This window comes from Actinomycetospora lemnae (assembly GCF_028737315.1).
Classification (GTDB): domain Bacteria; phylum Actinomycetota; class Actinomycetes; order Mycobacteriales; family Pseudonocardiaceae; genus Actinomycetospora; species Actinomycetospora lemnae.
This window is the reverse complement of record NZ_JAQZAO010000003.1, coordinates 49,393-67,613: the sequence shown is the minus strand read 5'-3', so window position 1 is coordinate 67,613 and position 18,221 is coordinate 49,393. Positions and strand designations below refer to the sequence as shown.

Genomic DNA, 18,221 nt, shown 5'->3' with positions numbered 1-18,221 from the left:
CACAGGTCAGTCGTTCGGTCAGCGGCTGTCCGCGACCGGCGTCGGTACGGTCTTGAAACCTCTGACGATGAGGTACACGCCGAACGACAGCTCCCAGATGAACTCGGGGATGGTCGCCAGGCCCTGCACGGTACCGCCGCGGTCGATCACGTCGAACATGACGGCCACACTCGACAGGACGAGCAGCGGGCCCCCGATCAGTCCCACCACTGCCAGTCCCTTCGGAACCAGTCCTGACCGGAACATGAGGAAGCCGAGGATCATGCCGTTCGCGACGCCCGCGAAGATTCCTGGGCCCATCAAGAAGGCGCGATCATAGATCGCCGCGAAGACCAGTCCCAGGCCTGGGTCCGCAACTGCAGCGCCTTCCTGTCGCATGAAGATGAACGTCAGTGCGCTGACGATGCCGATGGCGATGAAGATGGCCTCGACCAGGCGGGCAGCAACGTAGCTCAGCGCGAGGCCTTCGCTGTATCGCCTGAAGATCACGTAAGGCACGACAGCTGTGCCGACGTTGGCCACGATCAGGATGAGCTCGAGCAGAGCGCCCGACGCAACACTTGCCGTGGGATCGAACCCGGACCCCGAGATGGACTCAGGAGCCTCCCTCAGAGGGGCGTAGAAGACGAAGTACGCCGGTATCGACGTGGCAAAGGTGATCACCATCAACCAGCCCGTCAGACTGGCGACCTTGCGCGCATTTCTCGGCGGCTGTTCGGTCGTATCCCGAGGAACGGTTGTGGTCATGATCGCCCTTCCCGGTGCAGCACTCCGTGTTCGCGCACGGGACGTCAAGGTCCCGCTCAGTGGACGGCGTGCCTAGCCACCGTCCGGCCGAAGGCCGGCGAGAAGCCACACTGAGACGTGCGGAGGGTGTCTGCGCGGTTGCCCACCGCTCAGGCTTCTGACCGTCAGAAGACGGCTCGATACACGCTGTGTCGGAGGCGGTCCGCTGGCTTTCCGAGCAGGTCGCCCGTCAGGCCTCGAGCTGACGCGCCGGGACGACGTGGACGGGTGGGCCCTGGAGTCCGAGCTCGCGGGCGATGGCCGGGATCGCCGGGTCCGCGAGGAACCCGTCGTAGTCCTCCTGGTCCCAGTCGAAGACGGACCACATCCGGTGCGGGTCGTCGGGATCGACGTAGGCACGGGCGGCGCGGCAGCCGTGCTGTCGCCGCTTCTCCACGCCGACGGTCTCGAAGATCTCCAGGAACCGATCGGGGTCGGTGACCCGGGCGACGGTGACGATCACGGTCTCTGCTCCTTCCGCCGTGGACCGACCGGGACGCTAGGAACTCGACGACGGTCGAGGTCAAGGCGCGCCTGATCGGAGCTGGGAGCAGGTCCGTTGCCCACCGGGACGGCGAGCACGTCGGGTCCGGGTGAGTTGAGCACGGGCACCCGGCGGGGAAGCCCGGGTCAGGCCGACGAGGCCGCGCCCGCCCTCGCCGGCTCCGCCGCCAGCGGGTCCTCGTCGGGGCCGTCGTCGGGACGCCCCACCATCAGCGACCCGACCACGCAGATGAGGACGTTGACCGCGAGGCCGACGAGCCCGCCGGGCACGCCGCCGAAGTCGTCGACACCCGCGACGGTCAGCCCGCCGGAGAGGAGCGCCCCGGCGAGCATCCCCCAGAACGCCGGGCCGGCGGCCATCCGCCGCCAGTAGAGCCCGAGCATGAACACCGGCGCGAGCTGCACGATCAGTTCGAACTTCAGCACGAAGATCTCGTACAGCGTCCCGGGCGGGTTCCACGCGAGGACGAGGAGGATCGCGACGGCGACGACGCCCGCGACCTTCCCGACGAGCACCTGCCGCTTCTCCGACGCGTCCGGCGCGATGTGGCGCCCGTAGATGTCCCGGGAGACGACCGACGAGAACGCCAGCAGCGCCGAGTCGGCGGTGGAGACGATGGCCGCGACGACCCCGCCGAACAGCAGGATCATCATGAGGTAGAAGACGACGTTGATGCCGGCGACCTGGTTGGCGATCATGCCGACCAGCTGCTCGGAGTCGTCCTCGGAGAGTCCGGGGAAGAGCTGGGTCCCGACGATCCCGACCACGAACACGACCGCCGTCGTCAGCAACGGCATCCACGCCATCACGGCCAGCGAGCGCTTGAGCGTGCGCTCACTGCGGGCGGCGTAGATGCGCTGGATCGCGTGCGGGTAGACCGCGGCGCCGAGGCCGATCATCACGATCATCGACAGCCATTCCACCGACGTCGCCGTCTCCGGTACCGCGACCTTCTCCGGGTCGGTCTGGGCCAGGGCCGCGGTGACACCACCGAGGTCGCCGCCGACGAGGTAGAGCGCACCGAAGAGCAGCACGCCGATCCCGACGAGCAGCGCGATGCCCTGCATGACGTCGGTGAGCGCGACGGCACGCATCCCGCCCGACCAGGAGTAGACGAGCATGACGAGCACGAACGCGATGACGCCGACCTCGTAGGGGATCGTCGTCCCGGTCAGCCCGGCGATGCCCTGGCCCATGGCCACGAGCTGCTCGAGCAGGTAGTTGGCGAGTCCCCACAGCATGAGGACCGCGACGAGGATCGTCAGCTTCCCCGACCCGAAGCGGTGCCGGACCCAGTCGGTCGGTGTGATGAACCCTTCCCGCTTCGCCACGACGTACAGGCGCGGCGCGAACAGCAGGTACGCCGCGATGACGGCGATCATGAACGGGACCGACTGCCACCAGCTGAAGCCCGACCGGTACGCCTCGGGGGCGTAACCGACGATCGAGTTGCCGCTGTACTGCGTCGCGTAGAGCGTGAAGAACAGGGCGACGAAGCCGAGGCCGCCGCCCGAGAGGTAGTAGCTGCGGGCGGACGTCGACGTCGTGCCGCGCCCGGCCCACCACCCGATGGCCAGCATGACCACGGCGTAGGCGCCGAGCACGAGGACCCCGCTCGTGCCGGAGAAGCTCAGGCCGTTCACGGGCGCACCTCCGCGTCCTGCTCACGGGCCGCCGCCGCGGCCTCCTCGGCCGGCTCGGCAAGGTTCCAGGCACGCAGGCACGCCCAGCACGTCAGCGCGCTGAAGGCGAGGGTGGCGGCGACGCTGATGAGCAGCCAGAACGGGATGCCGCCCACGAGCGGCTCGATGGTCCCGGCCGGCAGGTAGAGGGGCACCCCCGCGAGCACGACGACGCCCATGGCGACCCAGAGCCACGGGAATCGGACGGGTTCGCGCAGAGGTGGGCCCTCCGCGGGCGGCGTCGCGGTCTGATCGGGTCGTCGTCGGTCCATGGTGCTCCCGTCGTCGTGGGCGGTAGCGCGGTGGAACGCGCGGTGGGTCAGCGACCGTCGGGGTCGCGCGAGGAGCGCAACGTGGCGCCCGCGGCCCGGATGTGGGCCTGCATGACCGCGGCCGCCCAGTCGCCGTCGCCGGCGGCGAGGGCCTCGACGAGCTCGCGGTGCTGACCGAAGCTGCGACGCAGCTCGGCCTCCGAGTAGGTGTGGAACGTCCGGCGCACCACCGGCACGTCGATGAGGCGGACGAGCAGGTCGGGCAGGAGCCGGCCGGCGGCGCGGTGTACCGCGCGGTGCAGCTCCATGTTGAGGCGGGTGATCTCGTCGGCGGCGCGCCCGTCGGGGGCCTCGGCGAGCGCCTCCATGCGTGCGCACAGATCGCCCAGCGCGACGAGGTCGACGTCGCCACCGATCGCCGCGCGCCGCGCCGCGTGTCCCTCGAGGAGCGCCCGCAGCTCCACGAGCTCGGCGATGTCGTCATCACGCCAGCGCACGACCTCCGCGCCCCGCCGCGGGGTGACGACGACGAGCCCGTCGGCCTCGAGCCGGCGCAGCGCCTCCCGCACCGGCGTCCGGCTGACGCCGAAGCGCTCGGCGACCTCCTCCTCGCGCAGGCGGGAACCCGGTGCGCAGCGACCGCCGAGGATCTCGCCGCGCAGCTCCGCGTGCACGCGGGTGGCCGACTGTGACACCGATCATCTCCCCTTGCTCTGTGTACAAGCTAGGGAAGACGTCGCGGGCGAACAAGGCCCAATGGCGACGAACTACCGAGCGGAGTCGATTCTTGTGTACAAGAAAGCCGGTCAGCGGTCCGCGTCGTCGTCGGACCAGTGGTGCCGGCCGGTCCGTCGGGGCGGGTCGGACACCGGGCGACGCGGCCCGGGCGGGCCTCGGCGAACGACAGCACCGGCTCGTCCCTCGCGGACGGCACGAGCGCGGTGAGCCCGTCCGGGGGCGACGCGGGCCCGGACGGCGGCCGTCCCGGCGCCGGGGTCGGGCGGGGCCCGGGACGACTCGTGGTGGCCCGGCCCGGCGTGGGCGTCGGCGAGGGCACCCGGGGCGGCGGCGCGGGCAGCGGGGGCGGCGGCGCCGGCAGCGGCGCCCCGGTCGGCGCCGGCCCGGGACGCCCGGGACGTGCGGTCCCCGCCGTCGACCGGGCCGGTGGGCGCGCCACCGGTCCGGCGACGGGACCCGGAACGGCACCGGCCCCGGCCGGGACGGGCGTGTAGCGACCGGTGCCCGGTCCTGCCCCGGCCGTCGGTGTCCCCGCCGGCGGCGACGGGACCGGGCCACGGTGCGTCGGCGCCGGACGAGGGCGGGGCCGGGCGACGACGCGGTCGGCCGGACCCGACGGCGGGGCGGGCGGCGCGGCGCCGACGACCCGGCCGAGGAAGGCCCGCAGCGAGCCCTGGGAGAGCGCCGAGGTCTCGCCGCTCTCGACGTCGGTGGGGATCACCGGCGGCCGGGGACCGACGACGGCGCGCTGGGCGGGACGGGCGTTGCCGCGCCCGTCGGGCAGGACCGAGAGCGTGCGGCCCGCGGCCAGGTCCTCGACCCAGCCGAACGCGAGCACCGCCACGACGATCAGCCACACCGCGATGGCGAAGTGCTGGCCCTCGGAGTCCCAGCCGAACAGGTCGCCGATCTGCGGCGCGACGGCGATCGCCACGTTGTGCCAGAGGTAGATCGTGATCGCGCGGGCGTTGACCACCGTGACCAGCCGCCCGAGCACCGGGACCCGCTCGAGCCAGGCGACCTGCGGGTTCATCCGCAGCACGAGCAGCACCGCGCCGAAGGAGACCAGCGCCTGGGCGAACGGGATGTCGTTGAGGTCGACGCCGTCGTCGCCCGCGGGGTGGGTGAACGCCCAGACCAGGCCGCCGGCGACGAGCACCACCGCGGCGCACGAGGAGATCCACGGCGCGAGGCGCCGCAGGGTGCCCTCGCGGTGGGCGAAGCCGAGCATCCAGCACGCGGCGAAGGTGGCGCCGTCGACGACCGCCGGGCCGGCGGCACCCCACTCCCCCAGCGGTGAGCCGGCCAGGGCGTCGAGACCCACCACGACCAGGGGCACGGCGAGCGCCACGAGCGGGCGGCGGCGGAAGGCCCACAGCATCAGGGGCGTGAGCAGCACGAACCAGAGGTAGGCGCGGATGTACCAGAGGCCGATGACGGCGTCGGCGCCCCAGTCGCTGCCGGGCGGGTCGATGAGCGGGAAGAGCCAGTACAGGAGGTCCGACCACACCAGCGGCGAGGTCACCGTGCCGTCGGCGTCCTGCGCGGGCCACCCGTGCCAGAGCATCACCGGCACCGCGAGCAGCCCGAAGAACCACAGCGGGGGCAGCAGGCGGCGCAGGCGGTGGCCGATGACGTCGAGGGCCTCCCCGCGGCGCAGCGACTGGACCATGAGCGATCCGCCGAGCGCGAACATCACGCCCATCGACGGGAAGACCATGCTCATCCAGCCGCCGCCGAACGCGTGGTAGGTGACGACGCGCAGCAGCGCGATGGCGCGCAGGAGGTCGAGCCAGCGCTCGCGCCCCCCGCCGCGCGGTGGCGCGACCGGGGTCTCGGACGACGCCGGCGCCGCGTCCGGCGCGGGCCCGCGGGTCACCGGCGGGGCGGGGAGGCGGTCGGCGGCGGGGCGGGAGCGGCCGTCCTGACCCGCCGGTGCCTGGAGGTGCTCGGCGACGGCGCCGACGCGCTGCAGCTTCTGCCAGCGCACGCCGGCCCCGGTGACCGCGCTGATCACGGCCTGCACGAGCACCACGTACATGAGCTGGCGGTACATCAACTGCTGCACGGGCAGCGCCCACAGCGGTCCGAGCGGCTCGCCGTCCATCCGGAACGCGAGCACGCCCGCGATCACCTGGAGCAGCAGCATCGAGCCCCAGAGCAGCAGCGCCACCGCCGGGTCGCCGAAGAGCAGCCCGTAGACGAACAGCAGGTCGACCAGGGGCGCCGCGAGCGGCAGCGCGACGTGGAAGACCGCGACGTGGGCGAGCCCGAGACGGCCCATGCGCCCCGACGCCCCGCGCTCGCGCAGCGCGCGGCGGTGCTTCCAGAGCGCCTGCATCGTGCCGTAGCTCCAGCGGAAGCGCTGGCGCCACAGCTGCCCGGCGCTGACCGGCGCCTCGGTCCACGCGAGCGCCTTCTCGGCGTAGACCACGCGCCAGCCCGCGCGGCCGAGGGCGATGGTGAGGTCGGTGTCCTCGGCGAGGGTGTCCGACGACAGGCCGCCGACCTCCTGCACGGCCTCCCGGCGGAACGCGCCCGCCGCGCCGGGGATCGTCGAGATCGAGCCCCAGGAGTCCTGCACGCGCCGGTCGACGTTGAAGCCGACGACGTACTCGAGGTGCTGCATCCGCGGGACGAGGCGGTCGCGGTTGGCGATCTTGACGTTGCCGGCGACGGCGCCGACGTCCGGGTCGGCGAAGGGCGCGACGAGCTCGGCGACGGTGTCCGGCTGGAAGATCGTGTCGCCGTCGATCATGACGATGAGGTCGTGCCGCGCGGCGGCGACGCCGCGGTTGAGCGCGGCGGACTTGCCGGCGTTGGCCTGGCGCACCACCCGCACCCGCGGCAGGGCCAGGTCCTCGAGCAGGTCCGCGGTGCCGTCGGTGGAGCCGTCGTCGACGACCACGACCTCGAGCGGGTGGCCGCTCGCGAGGATGGAGCGGACGGTGGCCTCGATGTTCTCGGCCTCGTTGTAGGCCGGCACGACCACCGACACCGGGTCGGTCACCGGCTCGCCCCACGAGAACGCGGGATCGCGACGCCGGCGGGCGTGCCGGCGGGCGACGACGAGCATGACGACGAGCCGGGCGATGACCAGCCCGCCGACGCCGACGAGCGCGATCTCCATGAGGGTCACGACGCCCTGCGCGACCCCGACGGTCGCGAGCAGCGCCTGGCCGACCACGCGGTCGCGCGACGGGGCGGGCTGCCCGTACGGGCCGAGGCCGGCCGCGTCGCTGACCGTCGTGAAGCGGTAGCCCTGGGCCTGGAGCTGCGGGATCAGGCTGTCGAGCGCGGCGACGGTCTGGGAGCGATCGCCGCCCGCGTCGTGGAGCAGGACGGTGGCGCCGGCGCCGTGCTGCGGGGTCGCGTTGCGCACGATCGCCTCGACGCCGGGGCGCTGCCAGTCCTCGCCGTCGACGTCGGTCAGCACGGTGACGTAACCGGCCTGGCCCGCGGCGACGACGGTGCCGTAGCCCGGGTCGTCGAGGGCGTCGGAGGTCGACGAGAACGGCGGGCGCACGAGGTGGGTCGAGATGCCGGTCGCGCCGGCGATCGCCAGCTCGGTGTCGGCGATCTCGCGCTCGCGGCGCCAGGTCGAGACACCGGCGAGGTCGGGGTGCGTGAAGGTGTGGACGCCGAGCTCGGAGCCGGCGGCGACGATCCGCTGGGCCATGTCGGGGTGCTGGGCGACCATCGAGCCGACGACGAAGAAGGTGCCGGGCACCCGGTGGCGCGCGAGCACCGCGAGGATCTGCGGGGTCCACGTCGGGTCGGGGCCGTCGTCGAACGTCAGCGCGACCGTGCGGTCGGGCAGGTGCGCGGAGCGGACGGGGTCGGCGCGGGCGTCGATGATCGGCCCGCCGGCGGCGATGCCCGGGGGCACGGCGTCGTGGCCCTCGGGCGCGCGGGCGTGGGCGTCGTTGCCGATGCTCGCGTTCACGAGCCCCGACACCGTGAGCACGGTGAGCACCATGGCCGTCAGGACGACCGTCATCGTCCAGACGCCCCAGCGTCGTGGCGGACGGGTGGACCGTCTGCTGCGCACGCTCGTCACCGTGCGTCACCCCCTCCCCGCCTCACGTGATGCGGCCGTGTCCCGACCGTCACCTCGTCGTGTGTCAGACGATATCCGCGGGTGGGACGTCGTCACGCGGCGTGGGTGCCGTGCGGGGTCGCCGAGAGGCCGTGACGAGGGACGGCGCGCCGGGTCCGTGTCCGCTCGTCCCCCGGCGTCCGGTTCGTCCCGCGCCCGGGGTCGCTCCCCGACCCGACGAGGCCCCGACCAGGGAGGCGATGCCCACAGGAGCGCCGCGCGCCGGGGCTCGTGCGACGGCGCGGCGACACGCCGGGGACGGCCGCCGGCGGGCACGCGGCAGGGGTTGCGGAACGCCGCGCGAGGGCCTCGATACACCCCGCCGCGGTCGCGGAGCGTGATCGTCGGGGCGGTCAGGCCGTCGTCGCGCTCCGCGACCGGAGCGGGGACGTGCTCGGGGGACCTCGCTTGCGCCGCGAGGGTGCAGACGCGACGGTCGGCGTCGTGAGCAGCCCGTCGGAGACGCGCCCCGCCCGCCGGGGCTCCTCGCTCGTGCGCCGGCTGCTCGTGCTGGAGATCGCGACGGTGGTGCTCGCCGCGGTGATCGCCGGCGGGGTCAGCGCCTGGAACACGCGCGAGACGATCGAGCGCGACGCCGCCGACAAGATGGTCGCGGTGGCCGTGGCACTGGCGGCCTCGCCGGGGCTCGCCGACGCCGTGGCCGCGCGCGATGTCCCGCGGGTCCAGGCGGCGGCCGAGGCCACGCGGATCGGCACGGGCGTGTCGTTCGTGACCGTCATGGACCCGGCCGGCACCCGCCTGAGCCACCCCGAGCCCGCGCGGATCGGCGAGACCTACCAGGGCACCTTCCTGCCCGCGGCCGCCGGCGCGACGCTGGTGGAGACGTTCCCGGGCACCCTCGGGTTGTCGGTGCGGGCGATCGTGCCGGTACGCGGTGTGGAGGGAGACGCAGCGCGGCGGAGCTCGACCGGGCGGGACGGCGCGGTGGTCGGGATGGTCGCGGTCGGGCAGCTGCGGGTCCAGGTGGCCGACCGCATCGCGCGGGAGCTCGCGATCCTCGCGCTGGCGGCGGCGGTGGCGATCGCGCTCGGGGTGGGGCTCGCCGTGGTCGCGGCGCGCCGGGTCAAGCGCGACACCCTCGGCCTGGAGCCCCGCGAGATCACCGCGCTGCACCGCCACCACGAGGCCGTCATGGCCGCGATGCGCGAGGGCCTGCTGGTGCTCGACGCGGGCTCGGGGCGGGTGGTCGTGCTCAACGCCGAGGCCGCGCGCCTGCTCGGGCTGCCCGCCACCGTCGCCCCGTCCCGCGCGGCGGGGCCGACGCTCGCGGAGCTGGGCGTCGACCCGGCCCTGCAGGAGCGCCTCGCCGACCGCTCCCCCGTCACCGACGAGACGCTGCTCGTGGGCGAGCGATTGCTGCTGGTCAACCGCACCGAGCTCGCCCGGGAGACGGAGCGGAGCGGAGCTCGACCCGACGACACCGATCCCGACGTCGTCGTGACCCTGCGGGACCGGACCGAGCTGGAGGCGATGACCCGCGAGCTCGACGACGCCCGCTCCGTGACCCGCGCGCTCCGCTTCGCCGCGCACGAGCACGCGAACCACCTGCAGGCGGTGTCGACGCTCATCGAGCTCGGCGCCGGCGACGACGCCCGCGAGCTGGCCCAGCGCTGGACCCGCGACCTGCTCGCGGGCGCCGACGGCGAGCTGCGCGACCGGATCGCCGACCCCGCGCTCGCCGCCCTCGTGCTCGACAAGGCCGCCGACGCCCGCGACCGGGGCCTGGAGCTGCGCGTCGGCGACGACACCGCGCTCGCCGACGCCGACGCCGGCGACGAGCAGGCGTCGACCGACCGGGTCACCGTCGTCGGCAACCTCGTCGACAACGCCCTCGACGCCGCCCTGCAGAGCGCGCACGCCGGCGAGGGCGGGGTGGTGGAGCTCGACGTGCACGCCGCCGGCGGGGCCGTGGTGATCCGGGTGGCCGACGACGGCCCGGGGCTCGCCGACCCCGACGCCGCGTTCACGCCCGGCTGGTCGACGAAGGACGGCGACGGCCCGCCCGGGCGCCGTGGTCTGGGGCTCGCGCTCGTGCGGCGGGTGGTCGACCGGCGGCGCGGGAGCATCGAGGTCGAGCCCGGTCCCGACGGCCGCGGGACGGTGTTCACGGTGACGCTGCCGGTGGGCGCCGCCCCCGGTCGCCGCGCTCAGTCCCCGGCCGCGAGCCGGTAGCCGACGCCGCGCACGGTCACCACGACGCCGGGCGCGTCGAGCTTGCTGCGCAGCGCGGCCACGTGCACCTCGAGCGAGTGCAGACCGGCCTCGAGCCCCGGGTCGTCGGGCGCGAGCCCCCACACGTCGTCGAGGAGGTCCGCGCGCGACACCACGGCGCCGTCGCGGCGGGCGAGGGCGGCGAGCAGGTCGAACTCCTTGCGACGCAGGGCCACCTCGCGGCCGGCCACCTCGACCACGCGGCGGGACAGGTCGATCCGCAGCGGGCCGGCCTCCACCACGGGCGCGACGACGTGGCCCGCGCTGCGACGCAGGACCGCCTCCATCCGCGCGGTCAGCTCGTCGATCGCGAAGGGCTTGACGACGTAGTCGTCGGCGCCGCTGCGCAGGCCCAGCACGCGCGCCTGCTGGTGGCCCCGGGCGGTGACGGCGATGACCGGCACCGACGACCGCGCCCGCAGCCGCCGGCACACCTCGACGCCGTCGAGGTCGGGGAGGCCGAGGTCGAGCAGCACGATGTCGGGCGGGTCGGTGGCGGCGTCGGGCCCGGTGACGGCCTCCAGCACCCCCGCGCCGGTGCCGACGGGCGTGACGCGGTACCCGGCGGCCCGCAGCGCGGCGGCCAGCGCGTCACGGACCGCCTCGCTGTCCTCGACGAGGACGACCTTCACGTCGCCTCCCCTTCCCCGGCCCTTTCCTCAACTCATCCCCAACTCCGCGTCCTCGACCTCGCACGGAGGGTGATGCGTCCCTAGCCTCACGCTGCGGTGAGACCCACGCCACCCCACACCGGGGAACCGCGGGCCGGAAGGAGACGACGATGTCGACCACGCAGGCGGAGGCACCCCCTCCGGGACCGTCGGGCACCTCACGGAGCCGCAGCCGGGTCTTCACCCAGCTGTGGTTCTGGGTGGTCGTCGGCATCGCGCTCGGCGTCGTCGTGGGCCTCGCGGCGCCCGGCTTCGCCTCGGACCTCAAGTTCCTGCCCGACATCTTCATCCAGCTCATCAAGATGATCACCGCGCCGGTCATCTTCTGCACGGTGATCGTCGGGATCGCCTCGATCGGCAGCCTCGCCACGGCCGGCGGCATCGCGGTGCGGGCGCTCGCGTACTTCCTGCTCATGACGCTGGTGGCGCTGGGCCTCGGGCTGCTCGTGGTCAACATCGTCCAGCCCGGCGCCGGCTTCCCGCCGATCCCGCCCGACCCCGAGACCCTCGCCGAGGCGCAGGCGGACGTGGCCAGCGGGTCCCAGGGCGGCGGCGCGCTGGAGTTCATCGAGAACACCCTGCTGCCCGACAGCTTCGTCGGCCCGTTCGTCGAGAACGAGATCCTGCGCGTCCTGGTGCTGGCGATCCTCGTGGCCGCCGCGACCTCGATGCTCGCCCCGGCCCTGCGCAAGCGCGTCGTCGGCGGGATCGACCTGTTCGCCAAGGTCATCTTCGGCATGATCCGCCTGATCATGTTCCTGGCGCCGATCGCGGCGTTCGGCGGCATCGCCTACACCGTCGGTGCCCTCGGCGGCGAGAGCCTCGGCAACCTGCTCGCGCTGATGCTGACGTTCTGGGGCACGTGCCTGATCTTCGTCGTCGTGGTGCTCGGCGCCGTGTCCGCGTTCTCCGGGTTCAACGTGTTCAAGCTGATCCGGATGATCAAGGACGAGATCCTCATCATCGTCGGCACCTCGTCCTCGGAGACGGTGCTGCCGCGCCTGCTCGCCAAGCTCGAGTCGGCGGGCGCGTCCCGCTCGACGGTCAGCATGGTGCTGCCGACCGGCTACTCGTTCAACCTCGACGGCACCTGCATCTACCTGACGATGGCGGCGCTGTTCATCGCCCAGGCCGGCGGGCAGGACCTCCCGTGGGGCGTGCAGCTCGGGCTCGTCGCGCTCATGCTGCTGACCTCGAAGGGCGCCGCCGGCGTCTCCGGGGCGGGGCTGGTGACCCTCGCCGCGTCGCTGCAGGCCTTCGGCGGCGAGTTCTACACGACGGAGTCGATCGCCATCGGCATCGCGATCATCGCCGGCATCGACCGCATCATGAGCGAGGGCCGCGCGCTGACCAACGTCATCGGCAACACCGTCGCCACGATGGTCGTCGCGGGCTGGTGCGGGGAGCGCGACGACGAGCGCTTCCACGCCGCGCTCGACGACCCGTCGCTGGTCCGGGACGCGATCGAGCAGGAGACCCACGGGGACCTCGACCACGACGAGGACGACACCACCGCGACCGACCGCACCCCGGCCACCGCCGGCGCGCGGTAGGGCCACCCGGAAAGACACGAACGCGCCGTTCGCTGCGCTGGAAGCAGCGAACGGCGCGTTCGTTCGTCCTCGGTGATGCCCTCGGTGGCCCCTCGGTGGGGCCCTCGCTGGGGGCCGGGCCTCAGTAGGTGGGCAGCGAGGTGTCGACCTGCTGCGCCCAACCGGTGACGCCGCCGCCGACGTGCACCGCGTTGGAGAAGCCCGCGTTGTGCAGCGCCGAGAGCGCCTCGGCGGAGCGGACGCCCGACTTGCAGTACAGGATCGTCTGGCGGTCCTGCGGGATCTCGGTGAACGCCTCGCCCGAGAGGATCTTGTCCTTCGGGATCAGCTTGGCGCCGGGGATCCGCACGATCTCCCACTCGTGGGGCTCGCGGACGTCGATGAGCTCGAACTTGTCGCCCGCGTCCATCTTCTCCTTGAGCTCGGGCGCCGTGATGGTGTGCCCGGCCGCGGCGGTCTGGGCCTCGTCGGAGACGGTGCCGCAGAAGGCCTCGTAGTCGATGAGCTCGGTGACCTCGGTGGCGTTCGGGTCCCGACGGATCTTGACCTCGCGGTACTCCATGTCGAGGGCGTCGTAGACCTTGAGCCGGCCCAGCAGCGGGTCGCCGATGCCACAGATCAGCTTGATGGCCTCGGTGACCATGATCGAGCCGATCGACGCGCACAGCACGCCCAGCACGCCGCCCTCGGCGCACGACGGGACCATCCCCGGCGGCGGGGGCTCGGGGTAGAGGTGCCGGTAGTTCAGGCCCTGGCCGTTCGGCGCGTCCTCCCAGAACACCGAGACCTGGCCCTCGAACCGGAAGATCGAGCCCCAGACGTACGGCTTGCCCAGCAGCACCGCCGCGTCGTTCACCAGGTAGCGCGTGGCGAAGTTGTCGGTGCCGTCGAGGATCAGGTCGTAGTCGCGGAAGATGTCCAGCGCGTTCGACGAGTCCAGCGGCGTCTCGTGCAGGTTGACCGTGACGAACGGGTTGATCTCGGCGACCGACTCCTTGGCCGACTGCGCCTTCGACTTCCCGATGTCCGACTGCCCGTGGATGACCTGGCGCTGCAGGTTCGACTCGTCGACGACGTCGAAGTCGACGATCCCCAGGGTGCCCACGCCCGCGGCGGCCAGGTAGAGCAGCGCCGGGCTGCCGAGGCCGCCGGCGCCGACGACGAGCACCTTCGCGTTCTTCAGACGCTTCTGCCCGTCGACACCGACGTCGGGGATGATCAGGTGGCGGCTGTACCGGGCGACCTCGTCCTTGGTCAGCTCCGCGGCCGGCTCCACCAGGGGCGGCAGGGATGCCATGACGGCGCTCAACTCCCCATCTCTTCTGCTCGGGTCCTCACGACGCACAACCGCCGCGCTCCCCGCCATGTTCCCCGGCCGGGGACGTGACGTCAGCCGACGGGCGCGACGGGACCCTGAGGGTAGGGCCACGCGTTGGGCCGGCAGACCTTCCCGTCGCGGGGGATCTGCGTGCCCTGCGGGTTCTCCTCGGTGAGCTGCGCGAGGTAGTCGTTCGCCGTCCCGAAGCTCTGCTGCATCATGATCGGCGCGAGGGCGCCGTTCTCCGGGCAGGGCACGTGCGGGTTGTCGAAGACGTGCCCGACCTCGTGGTTGAGGGCGTACTGCCGGTAGAGGCCCAGCTGGCCCTCGAACGCCGCGCCGCCGCGGACCCAGCGGCTGCCGTTGATGAGCACGCGCCCGATGTCGGACTTCCAGCACGACGCCTCGTAGCGCAGGGAGTAGCCGCACAGCCCGCGGATGGTCATCTGCGCGGAGAGGCTGACGCGGAAGTCGGGCACGCCGGTGTCGATGCGGCGCACCGCGATCTGCCCGGAGCCGATCCAGCTGCGCGGGTCGGTGAGGGTGGCGTCGACGGCGGTGGCGTAGGCCTGCTCGCCCTCGGGCACGACGATGCCGTCCTCGACCTCGACGGTGTAGGTGTAGACGCGACCCGTGCCGGCCTGGGGCGTCGTCCCCGGCACCACGTGCCAGGTCCCCGAGCCCGTCACCGGGAACGCACCGCCCGCGGGCAGCTCCGCCGAGGGGATGTCGACGTTCTGGCCCACGCCGCGCGGGGCCTCGGTGACCACCGGCGTCGGCCGCTCGGGCGGTGCGAGCAGCGGCGACGCCGACCCCGCGTCACCGTCGGGCGACACCGCCTCGACGACGGCGAGCACGGTGAGCACCACCAGCGCCGGGATCACCCAGGTCCGCCAGGAGCGCAGCACCGACTTCCGCGGCGCCGAGCGCGCGGGCGGGCGCGCGCCGGCCCGGCCCCGTGGCGCCGTCGCGGGCCGCGATCCGGCGCCGGGCCGGGACCCGGTCCGCGGCCGGTCGCGGACGGCGGTCGAGGTGGGCTCGCGCCCGGGACGGCCCGCTCGCGGCGCACGCCCGTCCCCCGTCGGGGAGGCGTCGAGCGGGGAGTCGGCCGGGGCCTCCTCCCCGTCGGCGGGGCGCCTGGCCGGCCGGGTCACACGGGCACTGTGCCACACGCCTCCGGTCCGGCCACGCCCCGCGGCAGTCGATCACGGACTCGGCGTGCCGCCGCGTCCAGCCGGCCACGCACGGTCCCGCGCGCCCGCACCGGGGTTCCCGCGGCCGGCCAGGAGCCGTCGGCGGCGGCGTCGACCAGCCCCAGCACGGCGCGGGCGACGGTCTGCGGGCGCTCGATCTGCGCGACGTGGCCGACCCCCGGCAGCCGCAGCAGGCGCCCCGCGGGCAGGGCGGCGGCGGTGTGCGCGGCGCGGTACACGCCGACGAGACGGTCGACCTCACCCCAGACGACCAGCGTCGGCGCGCGCACCCGCGCGGCGGCCGCCCGCAGCGAGCGCGGCGACGGGGCCAGCCAGGTGCCCAGCAGCCCGAGGAACGACCGGTGCAGGGCCTCCGGGGCGTGCGCGAGGGCCGCCCGCTCCTCGGCCTCCTCCGCGGCCATGGCGAAGGCGCGGGGCCCGACCCGGTCGGGGTCGGCGTGGCACAGGGCCATGGTGCGGGCCAGGCGCTCGGCCGGCGTGGCCGCGGCCTGCTCGGCGCGGGCGCTCGCCCCGAGCAGCGGCAGCAGGGCCAGCGCCGCGCGCCGGCCGCCGAGGCGCGAGGGCAGCGGGCGCAGGTCGGGCATCGCGGGGCTGACCAGGGTCAGCGTGCGCACGAGGTCGGGGCGCTGGGCGGCCACGAGCAGGGACACCGCGCCGCCGAGGGAGTTGCCGAGCAGGTGCACGGGTCGGGTGCCCTGCCGCTGCAGGTCGTCGAGGTAGGCGATGACCGTCGCGGCGTGGGCCGCCGGCCGGTAGTCGCCCGACGACGGCGGCGGCGTGCGGCCGAAGCCGGGCAGGTCGACGGCGAGCCCCCGGAAGCGGGCGGACAGCGCACCGGCGAGCTCGGTCCAGTTGTTCGACGAGCCGCCGAGGCCGTGGACGTAGACCGCCGTCTCCCCCGCCGGGCCCGGCGTCTCGCGGACGTGCAGCGAGCCCGACCGGCCGACCGGCACCACGCGCCCCGGCCAGTACGGCGTCGGCGCCGTCGCCGTGCCGGTCGGGCCGAGCGCCGACGGGTCGGCGAGCGGGGGCGCGGGCACGTGCGGACCCGCCGCCGCGTCGTCGCGGACGGACCAGGACCGGCCGGTGGACGGCGCGGGACGACGGACGATCACGCGCACCATCATGCGGTGTCCCGCCGGTGTCGTCACGGTGACGCCCGGGTGGACGGGAGGCGGACTCCGACCCCGCCGGGCATGAGCCCGGAGATCACCCGGAGATCGCCGCACGTCGGCGCCCCGCGCGCCGCGACCCGCACGGACGTCACCCGATGGGTAGGGTCGGGCGACCGAGGCGGCCGAGACCGGCGCCGCCCGGCGGACGACGGTTGGTTGGGGGCGGGGGCCATGAACGGGCAGGCGAGCCTTCCGGGCAGCCCGGGCACCCCGACGGGGCGCCCGCGCATGACCCGCTCGGCGCGGCGGGCCCAGCTGCTCGAGGCCGCGCGCGACGTGTTCGGCCACCGCGGCTACCACGCGGCGGCGATGGACGAGATCGCCGAGCGGGCCGGGGTCAGCAAGCCGGTGCTCTACCAGCACTTCCCCGGCAAGCTCGACCTGTACCGGGCGCTGGTTCAGGGCGCCGCGGACGACATGGTGCGCACGGTGCGCGCGGCCATCCGCTCGACCACCGACAACAAGGCGCGCGTCCAGGCCACGATCCAGGCCTACTTCGACGTCGTGTCCTCCCGCGACGGCGCGATGCGCCTGGTCTTCGAGACCGACACGCGCGCGACGCCCGAGATCGCGGGCCTCGTCGACCGCGCGACCTCGGACTGCATCGACGCCGTCACCGAGGCCGTCACCACCGACGCGGGCCTGGAGCCCGAGCGGGCCCGGTTGCTCGCCGTCGGGCTCGTGGGCCTGTCGACGACGGCCGCGCGCTACTGGCTCGACGCCGGCCTGCAGCCGCCGCGCGAGGACGCGATCACGCTGATGTCGCAGCTCGCGTGGCGCGGCATCGGCGGGTTCCCCCGCCAGGAGGGCTGAGACCGGGGCGGGTCTCCCCGCCCCGGCCACCGGGTGGCTAGCTGCCGACCCCGAAGCCCACGCGACGCCCCTCCGGCGGCCCGATCTCCACGTAGGCGATGCGAGCCGAGGGGATGACGTACCGACGGCCCTTGTCGTCGGAGAGCGCGAGCGTGCCGCCGTTCGAGGCCAGCGCCTCGTCGACGAGCGCCTGCACCTCGTCGGGCGACTGGTCGCTCGCGACCACCAGCTCGCGCGGGCTCTCCGCCACGCCGATCTTGACCTCCACGCGTTCCTCCGCTCGAGACTGCTGTGTCGTGCCCGTACCGCTCGACGTGCCCGTGCTGCTCGACGTGCCCGTGCTGCTCGACGTGTCGGTCGTGCCGTCGCGCTGTGCCCGCGCGAGGCTAGTCCACGTCCGGCGTCCGGGCGGGCTACAGGCCGAGCGCCGCCAGCCGCCTGGAGTGCCGCGACTTCAGCGCCTTGAACACCGCGCCCCGCGACGCCCCGCCGAGCAGCGCGGCGGCCGCCTGCGGGTGCTCGTCGAGGACCTCGGCGGCCGCGGCGAGCGTCTCGCCCAGCAGTCGCCGGCCCCACATCGCGAGGCGCCCGGCGGTGCGCTCGTCGACGATCAGCTCGCCCACCGCCCGCTCGGCGAAGGCGTCGAACCCGCTCTCCCCGGCGGCCTCGCGGCCGGCGTCGGGGCCGCGCAGGAGCTCGGACGCGTCGCTGTCGTCGGCGGCCCCCGAGGCGGCGACGAGGTCCACCGCGAGCGTGCGCCCGACGTAGGCGCCGACGAGCGCCTCGCCCCAGTCGCGGGACGCGGTGCGCGCCGCGAAGGAGTCGAGCACCGGGGCGAAGGGGGCCATCGTGGTGATGAGGTCCACACCCCGCTGCGCGAGGTGCGCCCGGACGCGCTCGACGTGCGCCATCTCGACCGCCGCGAGCGCGGCCATCTCGGCGCGCCCGGTCAGGTCCGGGGCGAGCGCGGCGTCGGCGGCGAGCCTGGTGAACGCGGTCAGGGCGCCGTAGGCCACGGCGCCGAGCAGGTCGACGGGCGGGTCACCGGACGGGTCGGTGCTGGTGGCGGGGCGATCGCCCCCGGGCTCGCTCACGGCCGCCCACCCTAGGGCTGTGACGCGCTGGGGCGGGCGACGACTCGGCCACGACCGCCGGTGACACGG

General features: G+C 74.3%; 15 protein-coding genes. 3 read left to right on the top strand and 12 right to left on the bottom strand.

The features are described from left to right. Positions 1-18: 18 nt before the first annotated feature. From PGB27_RS07225 to PGB27_RS07200, 6 genes are all read right to left on the bottom strand, one after another. Positions 19-747 (bottom strand): DUF4386 domain-containing protein, encoded by a 729-nt coding sequence (locus PGB27_RS07225; RefSeq protein WP_274199693.1) that lies wholly within the window; start codon positions 745-747, stop codon positions 19-21. 229 nt (positions 748-976) lie between these two features. Beyond that, the gene (locus PGB27_RS07220) at positions 977-1,249 is read right to left on the bottom strand and encodes an antibiotic biosynthesis monooxygenase family protein (protein ID WP_274199692.1); all 273 of its coding nucleotides are present in this window, start codon (positions 1,247-1,249) and stop codon (positions 977-979) included. 167 nt (positions 1,250-1,416) lie between these two features. Next, positions 1,417-2,934, bottom strand: a complete 1,518-nt coding sequence (locus PGB27_RS07215; protein WP_274199691.1) for a sodium:solute symporter family protein — start codon at positions 2,932-2,934, stop codon at positions 1,417-1,419. Continuing rightward, positions 2,931-3,245: a hypothetical protein gene (locus tag PGB27_RS07210; protein ID WP_274199690.1), complete on the bottom strand. Its 315-nt coding sequence runs from the start codon at positions 3,243-3,245 to the stop codon at positions 2,931-2,933. The genes PGB27_RS07215 and PGB27_RS07210 overlap by 4 nt, the downstream gene beginning before the upstream one ends. Before the next feature lie 47 nt (positions 3,246-3,292). Next, the gene (locus PGB27_RS07205) at positions 3,293-3,940 is read right to left on the bottom strand and encodes a GntR family transcriptional regulator (protein WP_274199689.1); all 648 of its coding nucleotides are present in this window, start codon (positions 3,938-3,940) and stop codon (positions 3,293-3,295) included. A 29-nt stretch (positions 3,941-3,969) separates the two neighbouring features. After that, on the bottom strand, positions 3,970-8,034 hold the full coding sequence (locus PGB27_RS07200; protein WP_274199688.1) for a glycosyltransferase: 4,065 nt from the start codon (positions 8,032-8,034) through the stop codon (positions 3,970-3,972). A gap of 492 nt (positions 8,035-8,526) precedes the next feature. Here PGB27_RS07200 and PGB27_RS07195 point away from each other — a divergent pair, with 492 nt between their 5' ends. Further along, complete coding sequence (locus PGB27_RS07195; protein WP_274199687.1) at positions 8,527-10,275, top strand: sensor histidine kinase; 1,749 nt, start codon at positions 8,527-8,529, stop codon at positions 10,273-10,275. Here the strand turns inward: PGB27_RS07195 and PGB27_RS07190 are convergent. After that, complete coding sequence (locus PGB27_RS07190; protein WP_274199686.1) at positions 10,251-10,946, bottom strand: response regulator transcription factor; 696 nt, start codon at positions 10,944-10,946, stop codon at positions 10,251-10,253. The genes PGB27_RS07195 and PGB27_RS07190 overlap by 25 nt on opposite strands. A gap of 149 nt (positions 10,947-11,095) precedes the next feature. On the opposite strand from PGB27_RS07190, the gene PGB27_RS07185 reads away from it, so the two are divergent. Further along, positions 11,096-12,538: a cation:dicarboxylate symporter family transporter gene (locus tag PGB27_RS07185; RefSeq protein WP_274199685.1), complete on the top strand. Its 1,443-nt coding sequence runs from the start codon at positions 11,096-11,098 to the stop codon at positions 12,536-12,538. A 121-nt stretch (positions 12,539-12,659) separates the two neighbouring features. Here the strand turns inward: PGB27_RS07185 and moeZ are convergent, their stop codons facing one another. From moeZ to PGB27_RS07170, 3 genes are all read right to left on the bottom strand, one after another. Further along, positions 12,660-13,835 (bottom strand): adenylyltransferase/sulfurtransferase MoeZ, encoded by a 1,176-nt coding sequence (moeZ, locus tag PGB27_RS07180; RefSeq protein ID WP_274199684.1) that lies wholly within the window; start codon positions 13,833-13,835, stop codon positions 12,660-12,662. Positions 13,836-13,927: 92 nt separating this feature from the next. After that, positions 13,928-15,010, bottom strand: a complete 1,083-nt coding sequence (locus PGB27_RS07175) for a DUF3152 domain-containing protein (RefSeq protein WP_274199683.1) — start codon at positions 15,008-15,010, stop codon at positions 13,928-13,930. Then, positions 15,007-16,194 carry an alpha/beta fold hydrolase gene (locus PGB27_RS07170; RefSeq protein ID WP_408630032.1) on the bottom strand — a complete coding sequence of 396 codons (1,188 nt, stop codon included), beginning with the start codon at positions 16,192-16,194 and terminating at the stop codon, positions 15,007-15,009. Before PGB27_RS07170 ends, PGB27_RS07175 begins: the two co-directional genes overlap by 4 nt. A gap of 222 nt (positions 16,195-16,416) precedes the next feature. Here PGB27_RS07170 and PGB27_RS07165 point away from each other — a divergent pair, with 222 nt between their 5' ends. Beyond that, a complete protein-coding gene (locus PGB27_RS07165) occupies positions 16,417-17,058 on the top strand; it encodes a TetR/AcrR family transcriptional regulator (RefSeq protein ID WP_274199681.1) in 642 nt (213 codons plus the stop codon). Positions 17,059-17,095: 37 nt separating this feature from the next. On the opposite strand, the gene PGB27_RS07160 is transcribed toward PGB27_RS07165, so the two are convergent. Beyond that, the gene (locus tag PGB27_RS07160; RefSeq protein WP_274199680.1) at positions 17,096-17,326 is read right to left on the bottom strand and encodes a DUF3107 domain-containing protein; all 231 of its coding nucleotides are present in this window, start codon (positions 17,324-17,326) and stop codon (positions 17,096-17,098) included. A gap of 145 nt (positions 17,327-17,471) precedes the next feature. After that, entirely contained in the window at positions 17,472-18,152 is a 681-nt protein-coding gene (locus PGB27_RS07155; protein WP_274199679.1) for a ferritin-like fold-containing protein, read from the bottom strand. Positions 18,153-18,221: the final 69 nt, after the last annotated feature.